At 36.1% G+C, this 18,803-nt stretch carries 21 protein-coding genes; 19 read left to right on the forward strand and 2 right to left on the reverse strand.

What is annotated here, in order from left to right; translation table 11 throughout:
• The first annotated feature begins 279 nt into the window (after window positions 1-279).
• The 5 genes from AMET_RS06930 (at window position 280) to AMET_RS06945 (ending at window position 4,788) form a co-directional block, all read left to right on the forward strand.
• Window positions 280-1,344 (forward strand): tyrosine-type recombinase/integrase, encoded by a 1,065-nt coding sequence (locus AMET_RS06930; RefSeq protein WP_012062646.1) that lies wholly within the window; start codon window positions 280-282, stop codon window positions 1,342-1,344.
• Between the two features lie 124 nt (window positions 1,345-1,468).
• A complete protein-coding gene (locus AMET_RS06935; RefSeq protein WP_012062647.1) occupies window positions 1,469-2,434 on the forward strand; it encodes a hypothetical protein in 966 nt (321 codons plus the stop codon).
• Window positions 2,435-2,507: 73 nt separating this feature from the next.
• A complete protein-coding gene (locus tag AMET_RS26855) occupies window positions 2,508-2,642 on the forward strand; it encodes a hypothetical protein (protein ID WP_278184241.1) in 135 nt (44 codons plus the stop codon).
• Between the two features lie 120 nt (window positions 2,643-2,762).
• Window positions 2,763-3,608, forward strand: a complete 846-nt coding sequence (locus AMET_RS06940) for a DUF2971 domain-containing protein (RefSeq protein WP_207636416.1) — start codon at window positions 2,763-2,765, stop codon at window positions 3,606-3,608.
• A gap of 745 nt (window positions 3,609-4,353) precedes the next feature.
• Window positions 4,354-4,788: a reverse transcriptase N-terminal domain-containing protein gene (locus AMET_RS06945; RefSeq protein ID WP_012062650.1), complete on the forward strand. Its 435-nt coding sequence runs from the start codon at window positions 4,354-4,356 to the stop codon at window positions 4,786-4,788.
• Window positions 4,789-4,796: 8 nt separating this feature from the next.
• Here the strand turns inward: AMET_RS06945 and AMET_RS06950 are convergent, their stop codons facing one another.
• Together AMET_RS06950 and AMET_RS25635 are read right to left on the reverse strand one after the other, a co-directional pair.
• Window positions 4,797-6,854, reverse strand: coding sequence for a recombinase family protein (locus tag AMET_RS06950; RefSeq protein ID WP_012062651.1), 2,058 nt, complete (start codon window positions 6,852-6,854; stop codon window positions 4,797-4,799).
• Between the two features lie 258 nt (window positions 6,855-7,112).
• Window positions 7,113-7,430 (reverse strand): DUF5372 family protein, encoded by a 318-nt coding sequence (locus AMET_RS25635; protein WP_157047178.1) that lies wholly within the window; start codon window positions 7,428-7,430, stop codon window positions 7,113-7,115.
• A 2-nt stretch (window positions 7,431-7,432) separates the two neighbouring features.
• Between AMET_RS25635 and AMET_RS06955 the strand changes: the two genes are divergently transcribed.
• The 14 genes from AMET_RS06955 (at window position 7,433) to AMET_RS07020 (ending at window position 18,786) form a co-directional block, all read left to right on the forward strand.
• On the forward strand, window positions 7,433-8,548 hold the full coding sequence (locus AMET_RS06955) for a reverse transcriptase domain-containing protein (RefSeq protein ID WP_012062652.1): 1,116 nt from the start codon (window positions 7,433-7,435) through the stop codon (window positions 8,546-8,548).
• A 419-nt stretch (window positions 8,549-8,967) separates the two neighbouring features.
• On the forward strand, window positions 8,968-9,606 hold the full coding sequence (locus AMET_RS06960) for a hypothetical protein (protein ID WP_012062653.1): 639 nt from the start codon (window positions 8,968-8,970) through the stop codon (window positions 9,604-9,606).
• Between the two features lie 246 nt (window positions 9,607-9,852).
• Complete coding sequence (locus AMET_RS06965; RefSeq protein ID WP_012062654.1) at window positions 9,853-10,317, forward strand: GNAT family N-acetyltransferase; 465 nt, start codon at window positions 9,853-9,855, stop codon at window positions 10,315-10,317.
• Window positions 10,318-10,615: 298 nt separating this feature from the next.
• Entirely contained in the window at window positions 10,616-11,227 is a 612-nt protein-coding gene (locus AMET_RS06970; protein WP_012062655.1) for a class I SAM-dependent methyltransferase, read from the forward strand.
• Window positions 11,228-11,501: 274 nt separating this feature from the next.
• On the forward strand, window positions 11,502-12,020 hold the full coding sequence (locus AMET_RS06975; RefSeq protein ID WP_012062656.1) for a methyltransferase family protein: 519 nt from the start codon (window positions 11,502-11,504) through the stop codon (window positions 12,018-12,020).
• A 98-nt stretch (window positions 12,021-12,118) separates the two neighbouring features.
• A complete protein-coding gene (locus AMET_RS06980) occupies window positions 12,119-12,838 on the forward strand; it encodes a 4Fe-4S double cluster binding domain-containing protein (RefSeq protein WP_041720462.1) in 720 nt (239 codons plus the stop codon).
• Between the two features lie 209 nt (window positions 12,839-13,047).
• Complete coding sequence (locus AMET_RS06985; protein WP_012062658.1) at window positions 13,048-13,938, forward strand: hypothetical protein; 891 nt, start codon at window positions 13,048-13,050, stop codon at window positions 13,936-13,938.
• A gap of 180 nt (window positions 13,939-14,118) precedes the next feature.
• Window positions 14,119-14,946 carry an MBL fold metallo-hydrolase gene (locus tag AMET_RS06990; protein WP_012062659.1) on the forward strand — a complete coding sequence of 276 codons (828 nt, stop codon included), beginning with the start codon at window positions 14,119-14,121 and terminating at the stop codon, window positions 14,944-14,946.
• 72 nt (window positions 14,947-15,018) lie between these two features.
• On the forward strand, window positions 15,019-15,492 hold the full coding sequence (locus AMET_RS06995) for a GNAT family N-acetyltransferase (protein WP_012062660.1): 474 nt from the start codon (window positions 15,019-15,021) through the stop codon (window positions 15,490-15,492).
• Window positions 15,493-15,620: 128 nt separating this feature from the next.
• Entirely contained in the window at window positions 15,621-16,073 is a 453-nt protein-coding gene (locus AMET_RS07000) for a GNAT family N-acetyltransferase (RefSeq protein ID WP_012062661.1), read from the forward strand.
• 278 nt (window positions 16,074-16,351) lie between these two features.
• Complete coding sequence (locus AMET_RS07005) at window positions 16,352-16,936, forward strand: type 1 glutamine amidotransferase family protein (protein WP_012062662.1); 585 nt, start codon at window positions 16,352-16,354, stop codon at window positions 16,934-16,936.
• Window positions 16,905-17,180, forward strand: a complete 276-nt coding sequence (locus tag AMET_RS07010; protein ID WP_041720464.1) for a DUF6608 family protein — start codon at window positions 16,905-16,907, stop codon at window positions 17,178-17,180. Before AMET_RS07005 ends, AMET_RS07010 begins: the two co-directional genes overlap by 32 nt.
• Window positions 17,181-17,684: 504 nt before the next feature.
• Window positions 17,685-18,218, forward strand: a complete 534-nt coding sequence (locus AMET_RS27045) for a pentapeptide repeat-containing protein (protein ID WP_330368709.1) — start codon at window positions 17,685-17,687, stop codon at window positions 18,216-18,218.
• Between the two features lie 19 nt (window positions 18,219-18,237).
• Entirely contained in the window at window positions 18,238-18,786 is a 549-nt protein-coding gene (locus AMET_RS07020) for a GNAT family N-acetyltransferase (protein WP_012062664.1), read from the forward strand.
• The last annotated feature ends 17 nt before the right edge of the window (window positions 18,787-18,803 follow it).

Here is an 18,803-nt window from a genome sequence, read left to right on the forward strand (position 1 = left end):
TAAAACACATGATACCAGGATAATAAAAGTCGAGAATTCATATTCTCGGCTTTTGTTTTTTTAATCACTTGAAATTTATAACAAAGAGAAGTTAAAAATTGAGTGCGCTATGATTCGTTGCGACAGCATAAGACGAATTTTATTTAAACATAGTTTATTGTTAGTATTTGTAAAAAAATAAAGGGAATCCATGGGATATGTAGAAATAAAAGGTAGGTTTTAGTGTTTGAAATAGATCTCTTGGAAAAGAGGGGATAAGATGTGGTGAACATTTATAAAATGAATGAAGAAGAACTGAAGGTTACTTTTCAGTATAATAATCAACTGGTAGAAAAAATTAGGAAAGTTGAGGGTAGAAGGTGGGATGCAGATCAAAAGTACTGGGTTGTTCCGAATAATGCTAAATGTATAGATGACCTAACAAATATTTTCATAGATGAAGATATAAGATGGGATGAATCATTAAGCTTTTCCAAAACAGAAAATAGTGAATGTAACTTTCATGATATTAATCTAGCATTACAACAATTAGAAAAGCAGTTTACATTAAAAGGATATAGTCCTAAAACTAAAAAATCATATATTGGACATGTTAAAAGATTTCTTGGGTTCATTAATAATAAACCTGAAGTATTGACCAAACAGGATGTTGAAAAATATATGTATCATTTATTGAATGTTCAGGAAAACTCACATGCCTTTGCAAATCAAGCTTTGAGTGCGATTAAATTCTATTACCAACATTCACTTAAGAAAGATAAAGTGTTATATGATTTGCCTAGACCTAAGAAAGAAAAGACGTTACCAAATATATTAAGTCAAAGAGAGGTATTATCAATATTAGATTCTGTTAATAACATTAAACATAAATCAATATTACTTTTAACTTACTCAGCGGGCCTTCGAATTGGTGAAGTAGTAAGGCTAAAGGTAGGAGATATCGATAGCGATAGAATGCTTATACATGTAAGACAAGGAAAAGGTAGAAAAGACAGATATACCATACTTTCAGAAGTTGCTCTAAGTACGTTAAGAAAATATGCAATGATAGAAAAGCCTAAAGATTGGTTATTTCCAGGAGGGAAAGAGAATTGTTTTTTGACAGAACGTTCAGTCCAAAAAATATTTTCAGTTGCGTGTAAGAGAGCCAAGGTAAAGAAACATGCCTCAGTGCACAGCTTGAGACACTCATTTGCAACACATTTATTAGAAGGCGGGACTGATCTTAGGTATATACAAGAATTACTAGGTCATTCAAGCTCAAAAACTACAGAAATCTATACTCATGTTTCTGAAGCAAATTTTAGCAAGATAAAAAGTCCCTTAGATAAATTTATGAAATAGAACTACAAGCATATATTCACGAACCAAGGTTCGCAAACCCATCTATTTTGGTATGTAAAAACGAACTTGAATTCGGGAATGGAAGAGTTATGAGACATAAAAAACTAGTTTATGGGAGGACATTATGAAATGTATAGTACCAATACAAAACCTTGTAATAGAAGAGATTATAGAACTGGATGATGCAATCCTTGTACCTGCACATGTATATCAGTATACAGAAATATACCGTGATTTTTATGAAGAAGAAGCATCGTTGGTTAGTAAAGTCTTTGATATTCTTAACAACTGTACATTAGGATATAAATCTCAGTTTACGGACTTTGTTACTGCGATAATTGACTATCCAGTAACAAAAGAGCAGTTTGAGAATACTGTTCCATTAAAGGACTTCTATTTACTTGAACGTATATGTACGAAAGTAGATAGATGCCTTGATAAGATAAGATTGAAGAAATGTTACTTTGGTAACAAAGAGTTGTTGCCGGGAATAGCTGGAGTGATTGGTAACTATCAGCGTGGGTTCGTAATTGATATGAATTCTAATCTTATGAGAGATATGCTAGGGCATGTTTACAAAACCTTTTCAATTCCAGGGATTGGCTTGGATTTTGATTCATATGATTTAGATAATGATGAGAAGTTTGATACACTATTTATGACAGATAGAACAGATGAAGTCTTTCTAAGTTGTAGAAGTGCTATTGCAAGAATAAATGAAGCATACTATTTCAATAATTACAATGCAGCCTTTGTATATCTTATGAGTACGTTGGAGATGTTGGCAAGTGATGAGTATATGCAATTTAAGAAGGTTAAGACAAACATTGCAGCATTTATCGCTTCGAATAAATCTGACTATCATAAGACGTGTGAATTATTGAGAAATATATCAGAAGATATAAGAACAGAAATTGTTCATAATGGTAAGAGCATATATGATTTGGTGAGTTCAGAACAAGAACTAATTAAGCTATTTGGTTTCATTGTTGATACTATTACAACGTATTGTGAAAATGTTATAGATACTGGTATCACTAACTTTAATGACTTAAAAGAAGCAAGAAAGACAAAGATAGAAAGTTTTTAGTAGGCCGTTTTTTACGTCTCATAACATGCCCATTCCCGCAGGGGTGCAAGAAGCACTGTCAGGGAGAAAGCCTTTGGAGGTACCATCACGGAGCAAGGTCAGCACCACACCTTCTCACTGGGTGCAAGCACCGCCAAGGGGTATTCCTTTGGGGTCCAGTTCAAAGGTGTCGGGAATGGCAGAAACGTTATACAACAACTATACCTAGTAAGAGTGGAGGGTTAATATGAGCAGATGTTACTATCATTATTGCAGCTTAAATACATTCCTAGCGATTATTTCTAGTAAAAGTTTGAGGTTATGTGATCTAAGTAAAACTAATGACTATTTGGAAAGAAAGTGGATCCTAGATATATTAGAAGAATCTCTGGGTAAAGCATTTGAAGAGAATCAAATTACAATTAATCTAAAAGAGGACTACTGGTATAATGAAGGAATCCACAATCATATTTCATTTATTCTTGATGTGCTTAAGCATTATGTAGAACGCTCAAGTTTTATAACATGTTTTTCCCGAAATGGTGATTTATTAAGTCAATGGAGAGCATATGGAGATGATGGAAAAGGGGTCTCAATAGGATTTAATTCAGGGTTGCTTTCTAAAGCAAATAAAAAGGATATAGTTTATTTTGAAGATGTCTTATATGACTTAAATGAGCAAGTTGAAGAAATAACATGTGCTGTAGAAAATGCTATTATTTATATGGAAAATTTGTTTGAACAGGATATAGTTAGGATTAGTGACAACTTTAATAAGTACTTTGTTGAAGAATTTGATGCTTTTTGTGAAGTTGTTTGTGATCACTTGGCAGAGATTAGTTGCTATATGAAAAATCCATCTTTTAAGGAAGAAGATGAAGTAAGAATTATTTACTCACCATACATGACTCCTGATTGTACTGATAAAGACTTAATAGATATTTTTACTAAGGAAAAGAGGTTTAATAACTTTGTCTTAAAGCCACTTAATTATTTTGCTAGAGATGATCAAATAATTGGTTATGCTGATTTATCATTTGATAAGTTAATTAGTAAAGACATAATAACAGAGGTCATTATCGGACCTAGTTCTAGAGTTACTGAAGAAGATATATTTTTTTTGTTAAGTAAGCATGGGTATAATGCGTGTGATGTAAAAATTAGTAATTCAAAAGCATCATATAGACTTAAATAATAAGATAATACTGTCAGGTTCCTGTATAGTCGTCGTATAACACGAGGATTTGCGGCTCCGGCTAGCGCCTCCGTCCTAACTTGACGGTTGTCATGATTTTTGCAAGAGGAAAAAGCTTTGGGGTCAAAAATCGCGCCAACTGCCAAGTTCGCAAATCCCGAGAACGTTATGTGAAAGTGCGACCAGCGCTTGAAATAAAAGCGATAAGTTACATCTTGGGCTGTCTAAGCCGAAAGGCTTTTGGACTGCTCTATCCATTTGGAGTAACCCTATCTACAGGTGCGTCATCAGCAATGAAGGGGTTCTAAGCTGTAGAGACAATGTGAAAATCCTGCAAGCCTAATGTGGGTGATTGCTAGGGTAAATGTATTGCTATGATTAAATTAAATGAATTACTGTAAGCCTCGTTAAACGTAAGTAGGGAAAAGGCTGTAACCCTATGACCAAAAGGTATGAGCGTAGGTTTGTTGACTTTTCGTATCAACAGACAAATGGACAGAAGCTCCGGGGTAAAGGTAGAATCTAAGGTAGTATGAACTGGCCAAGGTGTAGAACTGGGTAAGACCGTTGATTCCTAAATTGGTAGGTTTTCTGTAAAGAACACACAATATCAGTGGTTATGGGAAGCTAGAGAAAGCGAAGGCAGTCTTGTAATGAGACTGATAAGGGTTCGAAATTTGCTCTAACTCGAAAGAGTGCAGACTTCTAGCATGGTTATTTAAGGCAAAGATAGGATGGAAACTTTATGAATACAGAAAAGCTAAAAAGCGAAGAGCGGGCGTCTGTAGACTACGCACTGCAATGGGAAAAAATAGATTGGGCCATTGTAGAAGAAAAAGTTAATAAACTTCAATCAAGGATTGCCAGAGCTGTATCAAAGAATAGAATGAATCTAGTCAAAAAGCTACAGTATCTTTTATCAGAATCACATTATGCCAAGCTACTTGCGGTAAAAAGAATCACAGGCAATAGAGGGAAAAGAACAGCTGGAGTTGATTCAGAAAAATGGTCATCACCAGCAAGCAAATACAAAGGTGCGTTAGCACTAACAAACCATAAATATAAAGCAGCCCCTCTTAAAAGAACATTCATAAAGAAATCAAATGGTAAAAATCGACCGCTAGGAATTCCCACGGTGAATTCATACTGCACACCTCCCAAGACTGTTTTTGGTTTTTAAAAAGTTCTTCAGAGACCCTGTGTCATTTTTGACAAGTGTCCCGACTTTTGAACCCATTCTCTCAATTCTATTTCTTTTTGTTTATCTAATTGAATATTCCAAGGCCAACCTGGAGCGAATTTTTTTGCCTCTAAAATACCATGTTTAATCCAGTAATAGACGACACCAGGTGCGACATTGAATTGTTCGGCTACATCTTTTACAGATAACCCTTGCTGTTGCATAGAAAGCCTTTTTATCTTGTGTGAATATCGAATCCACTTGATGGAATCGACTGTAAACAATTTTCCTTCTGGTGTATGGTGGCCGGATTCGTTGAAGTAATCTGCAATTTGACTGTCAGTCATTGTATCAGATAATTTTCGGACCTGTTCTACCGTTTCTGACGTGTGTTTGCGAGCCATTGATTTCGGCAGAGGTTTTGTAGCATTAATTTCTTCATGAGATTGATTTCTCCATCGTAGACCCAGCCGAATATCAGATTGTCTTGTTTCTGCAAATATAGTGATATCTTCAAGGAGCATCCGCAATATACGCTTTCGATCTTTAGCTGTAGTAGTAGCTGCATACCAAATACGAGGCAATTCTTTTGCCAAAGAAAGAATTTGAGCTTTATCTTCTTCAGTAGGTTGCCAACTTTGACGAGATTTGTATTGTGCATATTGCTCTTGAATTTGCGCTAACTCTGTAAGTTTTTCGTTCCATCGAGCTTCGAGGCTGCGTGCAACTAAACGATTTTCAGGCTCTACCTGCTGGTACTGGCGTTCTGCACGGTTAGCTTCATACTTTGCACGTTCCAAAGACAAAGACCATCCTTTATCGGCATCATCTTCTCCTTTTAACAGTTTATCCGTGACTTTAAGGGCAAGGTCCAATTCTGCTGGTTGAATGATTTGCATAAGCCTGGTTGTGACAACTTGATCGATTATTGTAGCTGGAACTGTGGTGCATGTAGCTCGAAGACCATGCTCCCACCTTCCTTTACATTCATATACAGGATAAATACCACCATTGCCCGTATAGCGAACAGTCATGCGCCGGCCACATTTCCCACACAGCACCACACCCTGAAGTAGAGCAGTACCTTCTCGAGCTGGACCACTTCGCTCAAGATTGGTACGATTATTCTGCAGCTGTTTGAGATTTTTTTCGTAGTTTTCCCATGTAATATAGGCCGGATGATGATCAGGGATAAGGACTTCCCATTGTTCCATAGGTAGACGAATGGTATGGTGGATAAATAACCCCTGAGGATCTACACTCTTCTGATCATGATAGCGCCCATATACATAAGCTCCAGCATAGCTTGGATTATACAAAATTCCGAGAACTCGGCTGTGGGTAAGAGTTCCCCAAACAAGTTTCCCAGCCCATGCGCCTCCATAAGCTCGTTTAGGAAAACGAAGCGTGTTTTTAGCAAAAAACTTGACGACACCATAAGCACTGCCACTGGCTTGAAAAGCGTGGAAGACATTGCGCACAGCAATTTGGACCTCTTCGTCAGGATCTAGAGCTGTTTGACCATCAATATCGTAGACATAACCTACAGGTAGCGGAAAACGCAGTGTACCCTTTTTAGCTTTATTCTTCTTCCCACCGAGCATGCGGGAACGAAGAAAATGCAGTTCAGCTTCACTCATTGTCCCTTTGAATCCAAGAATGAGACGGTCGTTAAAATCGCTAAGATCATAGATGCCGTCTTCATCCACTACAATTGTGTTGAATAGCGCACAGAGTTCCAAAAGCCTCAGGAGATCTGCACAAGAGCGTGCTAGTCGGGAAATCTCGAGACCAAAAATGGCTCCAACTTGACCCAAAGAGACTTGTGCGACGAGTTGCTGAAATCCCTGTCGAAGGGATCGCCCCGAACCTGAAATTCCAAGGTCTTCGTCGATGATCTGAATTTGTTCCTGGGTCCACCCAAGGTTTAAAGCTTTCTCCTGAAGTGCATATTGGCGTTGGGTGCTCTCTTGATTGTAACGAACTTGGGTCAAAGTTGATTGTCGGATATAAACAATCGCCATTCGATTCAAGTGTTCTGCTCTCACTTTCGATGTTGATATCATTATGTTCTTGTTCCTCCTTATGCATTGCAGCCAGACAAGAACGAACTAAATTTGCAACAATAGTAACAAGTTCGTCTGCCCTACAAACATCATTCCCTACTAAAGCTATTAATGTTGAACTAGACATCATAAGCATCCTTTCTACAAATCACAGTATTTATTGAGGACAACGAGTGTAGTATTTGTGACGTACCCTCTTTGAACTCTAAGGTGGAAGTATTTTCAATTCATTAATAGCATTAGTAGCCATAGTAAGATTTATTCCTCTTGCTTAGATTTGTCAAAAAGATTTACGGATACTTCTAAGCTTTGAAGAAGTTGAGCTAATTCTTTTAGGGTGAATGCATCAAAATGAGTCATGTGAGAATCCAGCTTGTGTATTTGCCGATCCGTCCAAGACTCAGGGACACATATGACACCAGAATCCGTACGCAAAGAATATCTTTGCAAACCGTTGAATTTTTTTACTTCAAGGATGTCATAATTTTGTCCACATAAAGGATGAAATGGATGAGTAATTGTAAGACTTCCTAAAAGGGGATTGAGTTTTTGTGTAATTCGTGCTGACCCTGCCAAATATGAAAGACAGGGCAATGCAGGCACTACAGCTGGTGGCATTAGAACCAGTTGCAGAAACGACTGCCGATCGAATATCTTTTGGTTTTCGTCGGTACAGAAGTCCAGTGGAAGCACGAGAGTATGGATTTAGAATACTCAGTTGGAAGCGTTCCCCGCAGTGGATATTAGAAGGTGACATAAAAAGTTGCTTTGATAAAATCAGCCATACATGGATGATGGAAAATATTCCAACTGATAAAAGAATACTGAAAGAATTCATGAAGTGTGGATATGTATATGATAGGCAATTATTTCCTACTAATGAAGGTTCGCCACAGGGTGGAGTGATTTCACCAACATATGCGAATATGACGCTGGATGGAATGGAACCGATGATACTAGCCAAATATTGGGCGAATAAAAAGGGGATCATTAATGTAAGGCATAATAGTCAAAAAGTGCACGTAGTGCGCTTTGCGGACGACTTTGTAGTAACGGCAAACAGTAAAGAAGTACTTGAAGACATCAAAGATATGATTATAGAATTTCTAGGACAAAGAGGGCTAGAACTCTCAGTGGAAAAGACGTTTATAACACATATTAATGATGGATTCGACTTCTTAGGTTGGAACTTTCGTAAGTTTAACGGAAAATTAATTATAAAACCATCGAGTAAATCCATCAATAAAGTGACCCAAACCATTAGTGAGTTAATCCACAATAGCAGAACTGTTCAACAGGAGCAACTAATATATAGGATTAATGAAGTTACAAGAGGCTGGGCTAACTATCACCACTCAGTATGTTCAAAAAAAGCATTTGCACTCATGGACCATAGGATATGGGAAATGTTATGGAAATGGGCGAAGAGAAGACATCCGAATAAAAATAAGCACTGGATTAAAGACAAATACTGGAAAGAACATAAAGGTAGGCAATGGTGCTTTAGAACTAAGGAAAATATACTCTTTCTAATGAGCGATATGCCTATTGTCAGAATCAATCAGATAGCACTGAATAAAAATCCATTCTTAGATAGGGACTACTTTGAACAACGTGCCAAGAAGAATAGATATAATCGGAAAAAAGCCATTTGCTCCAATCGAGCTGCACAAATTGAATATTATGTGTTATAGATACGTGAGCGGAATGCGGTGAAAGTCGCACGTTCCGTTCTTAGGGGAGGGGTAGACCGTAAGGAATACTCCTTACCCGACACTTTGGGGTTGGGAGAGCCAACTACATGGGGAAGGGGTTGACAGGGATATGTACTTCGCAAAGGAAACATTAGCCGGACATGTAGGGCTGGATAAACTAATGCAAACCTCACTGCGAGGAATAGGGCAGAAGGCAAGGAAAATTTGCCGGATTACGGAACTGAATATTTCTGAAGAGCCCGGTGCGTCGGGTAACCGGCGTGTCTACCGTGACTAGGAAATAGTGATATCGGGGATGGTGTTTGGGGTCTATTAAAAAGACTGTCAGGCATGATTGCTGAATTATGTGAAGTAAGGATTATTTATTTAATCCTCAGTTGTTAGGAGGAGAACATCGTATGAGCAAAAAAGACAAAGAAGAAAGTCTTTCCATTAGTACTATTGTAGATGCCGACAGACAATGGCAAATAGTATTGGATGCCTGCAAAAGACAGGCAGTGCCAAAAGAGTGTAATTATACCGGTGAAGAAATCAAGACTTATCTAATTGAAACTTATGGTGCGAAAGAGATAGAACCAACGGCAGGGCAAAGATTAATGCTAAAGGTAAATGTTCTGTCAAATTTTTATCCGGAGGTACTGCAGAAGTACATGGACTATTTAGATGCCGCACGGCAAGAATTGGACGAAACCTATGGGCTAAGATACGCTGTTTTGCGGATTCCCTGCACTAAAACCTCTGCGATTTATTATCTCGCTCGTAAAGAAGAACAGAAAAAGCATGAGAAAAAGGAAAGTGGTTTTTTTGCAAGATTTGGTAAGGAACAGAGCACAAACCTTAATGCGGGAGAGCCAGAGATGCAGGTGGAAATTGAACTTTCAACTGGATATATGACTTTGGAAAACGGCTGTGATATGCTGAAGAACGAGATTATACTTTGGCAGGGAATAACAAAGGAAGAAATCGAAAAATGTACACCTCGTTTTATGGCATTTGCTGCTGCATTGCGAGATACAGGAAGACTGAGTTTTGAATAATTACACCAAATGAGCATTATCCTTGATTAGATATAAAGGTATAGCACATTATTATTTAAAGACGTCACTACTCCCTATAGCAATGCATTTGCATAAAGGTGCTGGAAGCATGTTTTTCGGGCAGGTTCAGCACCACACCTTCTCACTGGGAGGGAAGCTCCGCTATAGAGTATTCCTTTGGGGTCTATTTAAAAGGCAAGGTGATACACAATAGTAGAATATTGCGAATCTAGAGGGGGATTATAGATGAATGATTTTGAATTCATAAGTGGAAGCAGAGAATTAATTGATTTAGTACAACCACTATGGGAGAAATTGAATAAGCATCACGAAATTAATTCAGACTTTTTTTCTGATAAGTTTAAAAACCTTAAATTTGAAGTTAGGAAAGATAAGTTTATTAAAGATAATGATTTAGAGATTAAAATAGATTTAATTAAAGATACGGAGAAAGGACTTCATATTGCTTATTGTATCAGCACAATAAGCAAAGACTTAATCGGAGAAATTGACTCTATTTTTGTTGAGAAAGAATATCGTAAATATGGGTTAGGGGACAAATTAATGAACAGAGCATTAGAATGGTTAAATAGCAAGCAAGTAAAAATAAAAATAATCGGAGTCGCAGAAGGTAACCAGAATGCGTTAGAATTTTATAAAAGGTATGGCTTTTACAAAAGAAGAGTAATCTTAGAGCAGATAAATGAATAAATTTTAATTCATAATTTTTTGAAAGACGTCACTACTCCCTATAACATAAACATTTGCATAAAGGTGCTGGAAGCACGTGTCAAGGGAGAGGTCAGCACCACACCTTCTCACTGAGTGCAAGCTCCGCCAAGAGGTACTCCTTTGGGGTCCAGCTCAAAGGCTTCGGCAATGCGAAACGTTATAAGAAAGGCGATATCGGGGTTGTTTATTAGGGTCTTGTCTGATGAAAAATAAGATGTTGTATAGTTGTCGCAAGATACCAAGTTGAAAAAGTTAACATTATATGGGGGGGAGATTGATGAATTTTGACATTGAAGCTGTTAACTGGGATAGTGAAAAAAGAATAAAGAGAGCCGAAATAATTGCTGATGAAATAATAAAGTCGATTGAAATAAAGGAACAATATATTGCCATGGAATTTGGCTGTGGAACAGGTCTTATAAGTTTCAATTTATACGATGAATTTAAGCATGTAGTGCTTGTAGATACATCAAAGGGTATGGTAGATATTTTAAATGAAAAAATTCAAGAAGCTAAAATAAAGAACATGACACCTTTGCAGAGGGAGATTAACGATGAAGTAGTATTTACTAATAAATTTGATGTTATATATACTTCAATGGCATTACATCACGTTGTTGATGTAGAAACGACATTAAAAAGTTTATACAAATTTATGAATAACAATGGGTATTTATGTATTGTTGAGCTAACTGAAGACGATGGAAGTTTTCACAAACTAGAGGAGAATTTCAACGGACATAATGGTTTTAACCAAAATGAATTAAAAAAAATGTTAGGAAAGATTGGTTTCAAAGATGTTAAGACAAATATTTTCTATAATGATAATAAAATCATTGGTGATTTAAAAATTAATTATTCTTTGTTTATTATGGTTGCTAGAAAATAGTATTACTAAAGTATATTTAACTGCTTTGTTGAAGGGTTATAAGGGAAACCATGTCGCCACTTCTTATAATAATGCACTCAAGTTTACTTTGCCTGTTTTGGGTTAGCTCTTCGAAGAAGCAAAGCACATTTCTCAGCCTAAGATAAGAGCTACCTAAGGCTGAGAAACGTCTTGAGTGCGGAGACGTTCTACGACATATCGTGCAAATGCCGCGCCGTCCTAGTGCGGATGAAAAAACAAAAGTTACAAAGAAAGAAGCGAAAGAGGGAATAAAATGAATGCGTTTTTGACAGTGATACCAATTATTCTTATTAGGTATGGTCTTTTAAATGTGATAAACAAAGAATCACTTAAACGTGCAAGTTTATTTGCTCCGTTAGTTGGAAGAGAAAAGGTAGCATTCTGGGTTTATCAAATTACAACCACCATTATCTTACTATATTTATTACTACTTAAGATCAAAACTGACTCTGAGTGGTTTTACATAGGTCTGATAGTATATAGTATAGGACTGATTTTATATGCTGTATCTACAGTAAATTATGCTAAGCCTAAAATGAACGGAATAAATTTAAATGGGTTATATCAAGTGTCACGCAACCCTATGTATGTTGCATATTTTATATATTTCTTAGGATGTGTATTTTTGACTCGTTCAGGGGTATTGCTTGCGTTATTAATAAGTTTTCAAATATCAGTACACTGGATTATTCTTTCAGAAGAAAGGTGGTGTATTAGGGAATTCGGAGAAGAATATATAAAATATATGAATAAAGTGAGACGTTATATTTGATAGTTATGATATAACTCAATTATTCAAGCGATAGTAATAATTTTTATATTATGACTAGAAGTTTTCGGGTAATATTTGGGGTGGAAAGGGTGATTAAAATGGGTTTAACCGAGCGGATAAAAGAATTGGCACTTCAGGAAGGCGTTACTTATTTTGGCGTTGCGGATTTATCAAAAGCGAAGCAAGCCATTCTTAGTCAAGGTGGTTCGGAGATTGCGAGTTTTCCATATTCTATTTCTTTAGGTATTTCGTTAATTAATCATATTGTTGATCAATTACCAAGAAGGTCTGAACGATCTGCAGCACTTAACTATAGGTACCATGCTTATGATGTAATTAATCAACGATTAGACATGGTTGCATCAACAGTGAGTGGTTTCATACAGCAACAGGGGTATACTGTACTTGCTGTGCCAGCATCAAAACAAATTGATGACGAAGGAATTTGTGCCGCTTTTTCCCATAAGATGGGAGCAAGTCTATCGGGACTGGGGTGGATAGGTAAGAGTTGCTTATTAATTACGCCTGATAGTGGACCTCGAGTAAGGTGGGTATCAATTTTAACGGATGCTCCAATTGAGCCAACAGGACAACTTATAGAAGAGCAATGTGGCGATTGTTCGGCTTGCGTAGATGTATGTCCAATGAAAGCATTTACTGGTAAACCATTTCACGAAGAAGAGCCTCGAGAAGTAAGATATGACGCTAGAAAGTGTGAAAAATATTTTGAAAAAATGAAGGCAAAAGGCCAGATAGGCGTTTGTGGAATGTGTTTATATGTTTGCCCATATGGGATGAAATCGGAAACTGGCATTTAAGAGATTTGCTAGAACGTTAGTGCGCCAAGCAAAGCTTGGCATCTCTTGCAGGGTGTGAGTCCCTGTCAGGTAAGGTCTAACCAACCACCTGTATCAAGTGTTGCGTTGATACTGGCGCTTCTAGCGTGACTGTGACATACTAGTTTTTAGTATTGGATAATTTTGTTAAGAAAGAGATTTATTATTTTTGATGAAAGAGGTAAGAAGGTATGTATGAAAAATTATTAAATATTAGTTATTATATCGGATTCATACCATTTTACTGGTTGTTTAATGCTATTCAACATAGAAAACCTAGGAAGAGTTATCATTATTTACAAGCATTAGCTATAAATTTTCTGCTATTCTGTAGTTTTGTAATCTTTTTTATTTGTTTTAGCATACATACGTTTATAGTGTATTTTTATCGTAATCTTGCATTAACCATACCAATGGAGCTTTCTTTCTACATATTGGGTTGCTTATTACTTATATGTCTAATTATTTGGCTAGAAGGAATTGTTAGTGCAATAATTGGGCGTGCTCCAAGAATATCACTATTTTCAAGTTTAACTCGTACAAGGTTTTCAACAGTATTAGCAGCATTTCATTATTTTTTCATTATATTGATAATTATAGTAGCAATTCACTCATCTTCTATAGCTCAAAAAGAGGTAGAAGAAGCAGATATATTTTTTCTATATGATGATATGGGGTATATACCAAGGTGGGTATTTACTCTTGGGTTTTATTGTGATTCAATTATCGCTATTAATCGTTGGGGAGACAATAGTGTTGCCATTGTACCATTGAATAACAATACAATTGATTATGCACTGGAGAATGGACGTTTTATATTTGTTTCATCTCATGGAGTAGAAGGATATATAATACTTCAAGACAACATTTTCTATGGACCTGAAAATGTTGAGAATGATAGTATAAGTGCAAGCCTTCAGTATGTTTACTTGTCGGGTTGTGATACAGGATTAAAACGAGAAGAATGGGAGAATGCACTGAGTCCCGCATATGTTAAAACATTTGACCGTTTATCTACAACTTTTGAACATTTTTATTGGTTGATTGTTGAGGGTCCTAAAGTTATTAATTCTTTGAATTAAGTTATTATCGGTCAACTGAAAGAGTATGCAATAATTCGGTAGTTATTGAAGGACAAAATGATAAGGGTAGAATGAAGGTATTTATTATTGATGAGAATGATGGATTTCAGCATGAGATAAGTATGCACAACGCTAGGTGCAATTGATTGGAATTGTTGATTTCATGAAAAGGAGAAAATTATGAAAGTAATAACATTGATAGAAAATAGAACCATCTCAAAAGAATACAAATGTAAGCATGGATTGTCATTGTATATAGAAACATCTAATCATAAGATACTATTCGATACTGGAACAGATGATTCATTTGTATATAATGCTTGTAAGTTAGGGGTGAACTTAGAAGATATAGACATAGCAGTTATATCCCATGGACACTATGATCATGGTGGTGGACTAGAAGTGTTTTTAAAGTACAATAGTAAAGCGAAAATTTATATTGGAAAGGATGCATTTGATAGACATTTGATAAAGCTGTTTGGAATTATTAAGTATAGTATAGGTTTGAAGAAAAAATTGATTAGTAATAACAGGCTTATATTTGTAGATGAAATGATGAAAATAGACGATGAATTGATTTTATTTGGTAATGTGAAAGGTGATAAATTGATACCCAAAGGCAATGATAGGTTACTAAAAGAAAGTAGTAATGGTTTGGTGGAAAAAGACGATTTTGAACATGAAATAAGTTTGTTGATTAATGAAAATGACAAGTATAGTCTATTCTGTGGGTGTGCTCACAAAGGTATTGTTAATATAATTGAGAGAACGAAAGATATTATAGATAGTGATTTGAATACAGTAATCGGTGGATTCCATTTAATGGGGATGAAAACTAATAATGCTACCTCCAAAGATTTTCTAGATGATCTTTCAAATATTCTCGGAAATAATAATATAGATAAGTATTATACATGTCATTGTACTGGTGAACAACCGTATAGCTATTTAAGTCAAAAGATGAGGAATCTAGATGAATTGAAAACGGGAAAGGTTATTGAAATATAGTGGCTAACTGCACCCTAGAATGAGTGCTGATTTAGAGTTTTTTTGTTTTTGATGATTTCGGGGAGGTATATCATGTATTCATTAAGAACTTATAGAGAAAAAGATTGGAAAATCATTTTGGATATCTTTTTACGGGCAAAGTCAGATGAAATGAGGGATTCTTGTAGTGTAGAGGATATTGTCCCTCTGGATAAAGATGAAGGTCTTTTTAGATCATTTCGCAATAGTACGATTATTATTGCAGAGTATGAGGGTAAGGTTATTGGTTATGCAGGATATGAAAGTAATTCATTGGTTTCATTTTTATTTGTGGATCCAAGTTACTATCAACGAGGGATCGGGACTAAATTATTGACTCGAGTTGTATCTGAAGTTGGTGAAAAGGCATGGCTTTTGGTTGCAAAGAATAATGTTCCGGCAATAAAATTGTATTATAAGCACGGTTTTAGAAGAGTGCAGGAGTTTATTGGAAAATATAATGGAATTGATATTTCTGTTTTGCGCTTGGCATTAACCCCTGAATTGCAATCGTGGAGGCACCGATAATACGAAACGTTAGTTGATACCACAATGTCGGGAGAGGGCGTTGGGGTCAATTGACATATCTGGTGGTGCTGTATGCCATTATAACATTGTAAAATAAAGACTGTATATGGGAGAAAGGATGGAAAGAAATGAAAGTTATCTCAGTAAAAAAATATCCTGAATATAAGGATATAGCAATCAAGTATTTTCAAAGCAAGTGGGCAAACAAAAATAGCATGAAGGTATATGATGACTGCATAACAAATTGCATTACTACTTCTAATTCATTACCACAATGGTACCTATTGATTGATAATGATAAAGTAATTGGTTGTGCGGGTCTTATTACAAATGATTTTATTAGTCGTATGGATTTATATCCTTGGGTTTGTTCTATCTACATTGAGGAGAAATACAGGGGAAATGCTTATGGTTCTATTCTGTTGGAGCAGGCAAAGATAGATGCAAAAGAGGGTGGGTTTTCACACCTATATCTCTGCACAAATCATATTGAATATTATGAAAGATATGGATTTCAACATATTGGCATAGGATATCATCCATGGGGAGATAGTTCTCGTATATATGCCACAACTTTATGATATATCTTGCAACAATAATGTAGCCCATATTTAATTCGGGTACACAAAGAATGGAGAAAAATCAAAGGAGTGTTTTACATGGGTTCGGTGTTGGATGTTTTATTAGAAATTTTAGAAGTTCCTCTTAAAAAGTGGGATAAATTAAAATTAAAGTATAAAGTGATTGGGGGTCTCGTTCAGGGACGCTGCAAATGAATTAGCTTGCTGAGATGGAGACTCATAATTGTAGCAGATAGCGAACTAAAGATTATTCATATGAATTTGGGAGAAAGAAAATTATGCTAAATAACAAAAATGAGGTATTACTTTTATTAACAGACCGTTGGTGCGATTGGGAGGCAGGCTATGCCATCGCAGTGATTAATTCTTTTTCAGACTATGTGGTAAAAACAATTTCAACTGATACCATTGCAAAAGTATCAATGGGTAATATAAAAGCAGAAGTAGATTATTGTATAAGTAATTATGAAAATATCAATAACCTTGCTATGATTATTCTTCCAGGCGGCCTTTCCTGGGAAGAAAATGAGCATGATGAAATTGCAGGATTTATCCAAAGCGCTGTAAAGTCTGATGTTCCTATTGCCGCCATATGTGGAGCAACTCTTTTTTTGTGCAAAAATGGCTTTCTTAACCATGTAAAACATACAGGAGATTCTTTAGAGTTATTTCAAAGCCAAAAAAATTATAATGGAGACTCACTTTATTTACCTGCTCAAGTTGTGGTTGATGGAGGTTTTATTACAGCAAATGAAACTGCCGCTGTTGAATTTGCTTATTATATATTTAAAGCACTAGAAGTAGATAGCGATGAAGAGATCGAACAATGGTATGATAACTTTAAAAATGGTGCCATACGTTAGATTGATTACCAAATCACAAGGTGGACTGCTTATTTTTGATACTTTAAGAAAAAAGGTAAAGTCAAGATTGTTAATATATGTTATAACGCTTATTCTAACTTGGGGAATTCTTTTGATTTATGTTTGGAGTAATAGTCTCTTTATAGAATTACATCCTGATGCATTTATAGATGCTTCTATAAGTTATGAATTTATGTATATTCTTTTAGGAATAGCAATTTTTATTGTTGATAATATTCGTTAACAAGGCAAGGTAAACGAAGACTATTCTTATTTGTGAGGTGGATGCTAAAATGAAAAACATTAAATTACGAAACGAAACCCCTTTTAATTAGGCGAAGTTTTTTGAAGTAATTATATTTTGGAAATGTGAGGTAAATAGATTATGAAATACTTATATGAAAAAAAGAGCAATAATGAAATTGTGTCTGAGAAACGTTTATCTGATAAGAATCGACGAGATCTTCAAGCTGACTGTGGGAACTGTTTTGGTTTGTGTTGTGTTGCACTATATTTTTCAGCCTCTGAAGGTTTCCCTAAGGACAAAGACGCTGGCCAGCCTTGTCTTAACCTACAACCCGATTTTAGCTGTTGTGTTCACAAAAGTCTAATGGAGCGGGGGCTTAAAGGTTGTATTGCATTTGACTGTTTTGGTGCTGGGCAAAAGGTTGCTCAAGTCAGTTTCAATGGACACGACTGGCGAAAAATCCCGGAGTCAGAGAAACAAATGTTTGAGGTGTTCCTAATCATGCGGCAACTTCATGAGTTACTTTGGTATCTTACAGAAGCACTGATGTTACAGGTAACATCGCCTATCCATGGGGCGATCAGATCCATGATCGATGAGACTGAACGCCTTACCCATGCTAGTCTCGACTCATTTATGGAACTAGACGTTGTAGTACATCGCAACAATGTTAATAAGCTACTCTTAAAGACCAGTGAACTTGTACGAGCTGAAGCTAGTAGAGGAAACAAGACTACTTTAAGGCACAAAAATACCCTTGGAAGAGGAATTGACTTTATCGGCGCAGATCTGAGGAAAAATGATCTGAGAGGCGAAAATCTGAGAGGAGCCTACCTTATTGCGGCTGATCTTAGAGGAGTCGATTTAAGTGGAGCTGATGTCATCGGAGCTGATTTCCGAGATGCTGATCTCAGAGGAGCCAACCTTTCCAGAAGTATTTTTCTTACTCAAGCCCAAATCAACACAGCCAAGGGAGATACTAGCACTAAGTTACCCTTGTCACTTACTAGTCCAACACACTGGGCAATGAAATAATAAGGCGAGGGGGATATTTATGTTTAAGTATATTGTAGATAAAGAAGTTGAGATGAAAATGTTAGATATTAACAATGGGGAAGAGTTATATAAATTGATTGATACATCTAGGTATCATCTTAGAAAATGGCTTCCGTGGGTTGATGGTACCAAAAACGTGGAAGATACAAAAGCATTTATAGAAATGACTAAAAAGCAATTTGCCTCAAATAACGGATTTCAAGCAGGAATCTGGTATAAAGGGAGTCTAGCTGGAGTGATTGGTTATCATAATGTTGATTGGACACATAAGTCAACCAGTATAGGTTATTGGCTGGCTGAGGGTTATGAAGGTAACGGAATAATGACAAAAGCGACTAAAGTATTTACAGAATATGCATTAGTAGAATTAAATTTAAATAGAGTGGAAATTAGATGTGCTGAAAAAAATCACAAAAGTAGGGCTATTCCAGAGAGATTGGGGTTTACTAATGAGGGGATGGTAAGAGAAGTGGAGTGGTTGTATGACCACTATGTCAGCCATGTGATTTACGGTATGTTGGCCAGTCAATGGAAAGGTGAAATATAAACGATTATGCTTAGAGT

The organism is Alkaliphilus metalliredigens QYMF (assembly GCF_000016985.1).
GTDB lineage: Bacteria > Bacillota > Clostridia > Peptostreptococcales > Natronincolaceae > Alkaliphilus_A > Alkaliphilus_A metalliredigens.

Coding starts and splice junctions, on each gene's coding strand:
- AMET_RS06930 (WP_012062646.1), top strand. CDS start 280: ATGAATGAAGAAGAACTGAAGGTTACTTTTCAGTATAATAATCAACTG.
- AMET_RS06935 (WP_012062647.1), top strand. CDS start 1,469: ATGAAATGTATAGTACCAATACAAAACCTTGTAATAGAAGAGATTATA.
- AMET_RS06945 (WP_012062650.1), top strand. CDS start 4,354: ATGAATACAGAAAAGCTAAAAAGCGAAGAGCGGGCGTCTGTAGACTAC.
- AMET_RS06950 (WP_012062651.1), bottom strand. CDS start 6,854: ATGATATCAACATCGAAAGTGAGAGCAGAACACTTGAATCGAATGGCG.
- AMET_RS06955 (WP_012062652.1), top strand. CDS start 7,433: ATGAAAGACAGGGCAATGCAGGCACTACAGCTGGTGGCATTAGAACCA.
- AMET_RS06960 (WP_012062653.1), top strand. CDS start 8,968: ATGAGCAAAAAAGACAAAGAAGAAAGTCTTTCCATTAGTACTATTGTA.
- AMET_RS06965 (WP_012062654.1), top strand. CDS start 9,853: ATGAATGATTTTGAATTCATAAGTGGAAGCAGAGAATTAATTGATTTA.
- AMET_RS06970 (WP_012062655.1), top strand. CDS start 10,616: ATGAATTTTGACATTGAAGCTGTTAACTGGGATAGTGAAAAAAGAATA.
- AMET_RS06975 (WP_012062656.1), top strand. CDS start 11,502: ATGAATGCGTTTTTGACAGTGATACCAATTATTCTTATTAGGTATGGT.
- AMET_RS06980 (WP_041720462.1), top strand. CDS start 12,119: ATGGGTTTAACCGAGCGGATAAAAGAATTGGCACTTCAGGAAGGCGTT.
- AMET_RS06985 (WP_012062658.1), top strand. CDS start 13,048: ATGTATGAAAAATTATTAAATATTAGTTATTATATCGGATTCATACCA.
- AMET_RS06990 (WP_012062659.1), top strand. CDS start 14,119: ATGAAAGTAATAACATTGATAGAAAATAGAACCATCTCAAAAGAATAC.
- AMET_RS06995 (WP_012062660.1), top strand. CDS start 15,019: ATGTATTCATTAAGAACTTATAGAGAAAAAGATTGGAAAATCATTTTG.
- AMET_RS07000 (WP_012062661.1), top strand. CDS start 15,621: ATGAAAGTTATCTCAGTAAAAAAATATCCTGAATATAAGGATATAGCA.
- AMET_RS07005 (WP_012062662.1), top strand. CDS start 16,352: ATGCTAAATAACAAAAATGAGGTATTACTTTTATTAACAGACCGTTGG.
- AMET_RS07010 (WP_041720464.1), top strand. CDS start 16,905: ATGATAACTTTAAAAATGGTGCCATACGTTAGATTGATTACCAAATCA.
- AMET_RS27045 (WP_330368709.1), top strand. CDS start 17,685: ATGCGGCAACTTCATGAGTTACTTTGGTATCTTACAGAAGCACTGATG.
- AMET_RS07020 (WP_012062664.1), top strand. CDS start 18,238: ATGTTTAAGTATATTGTAGATAAAGAAGTTGAGATGAAAATGTTAGAT.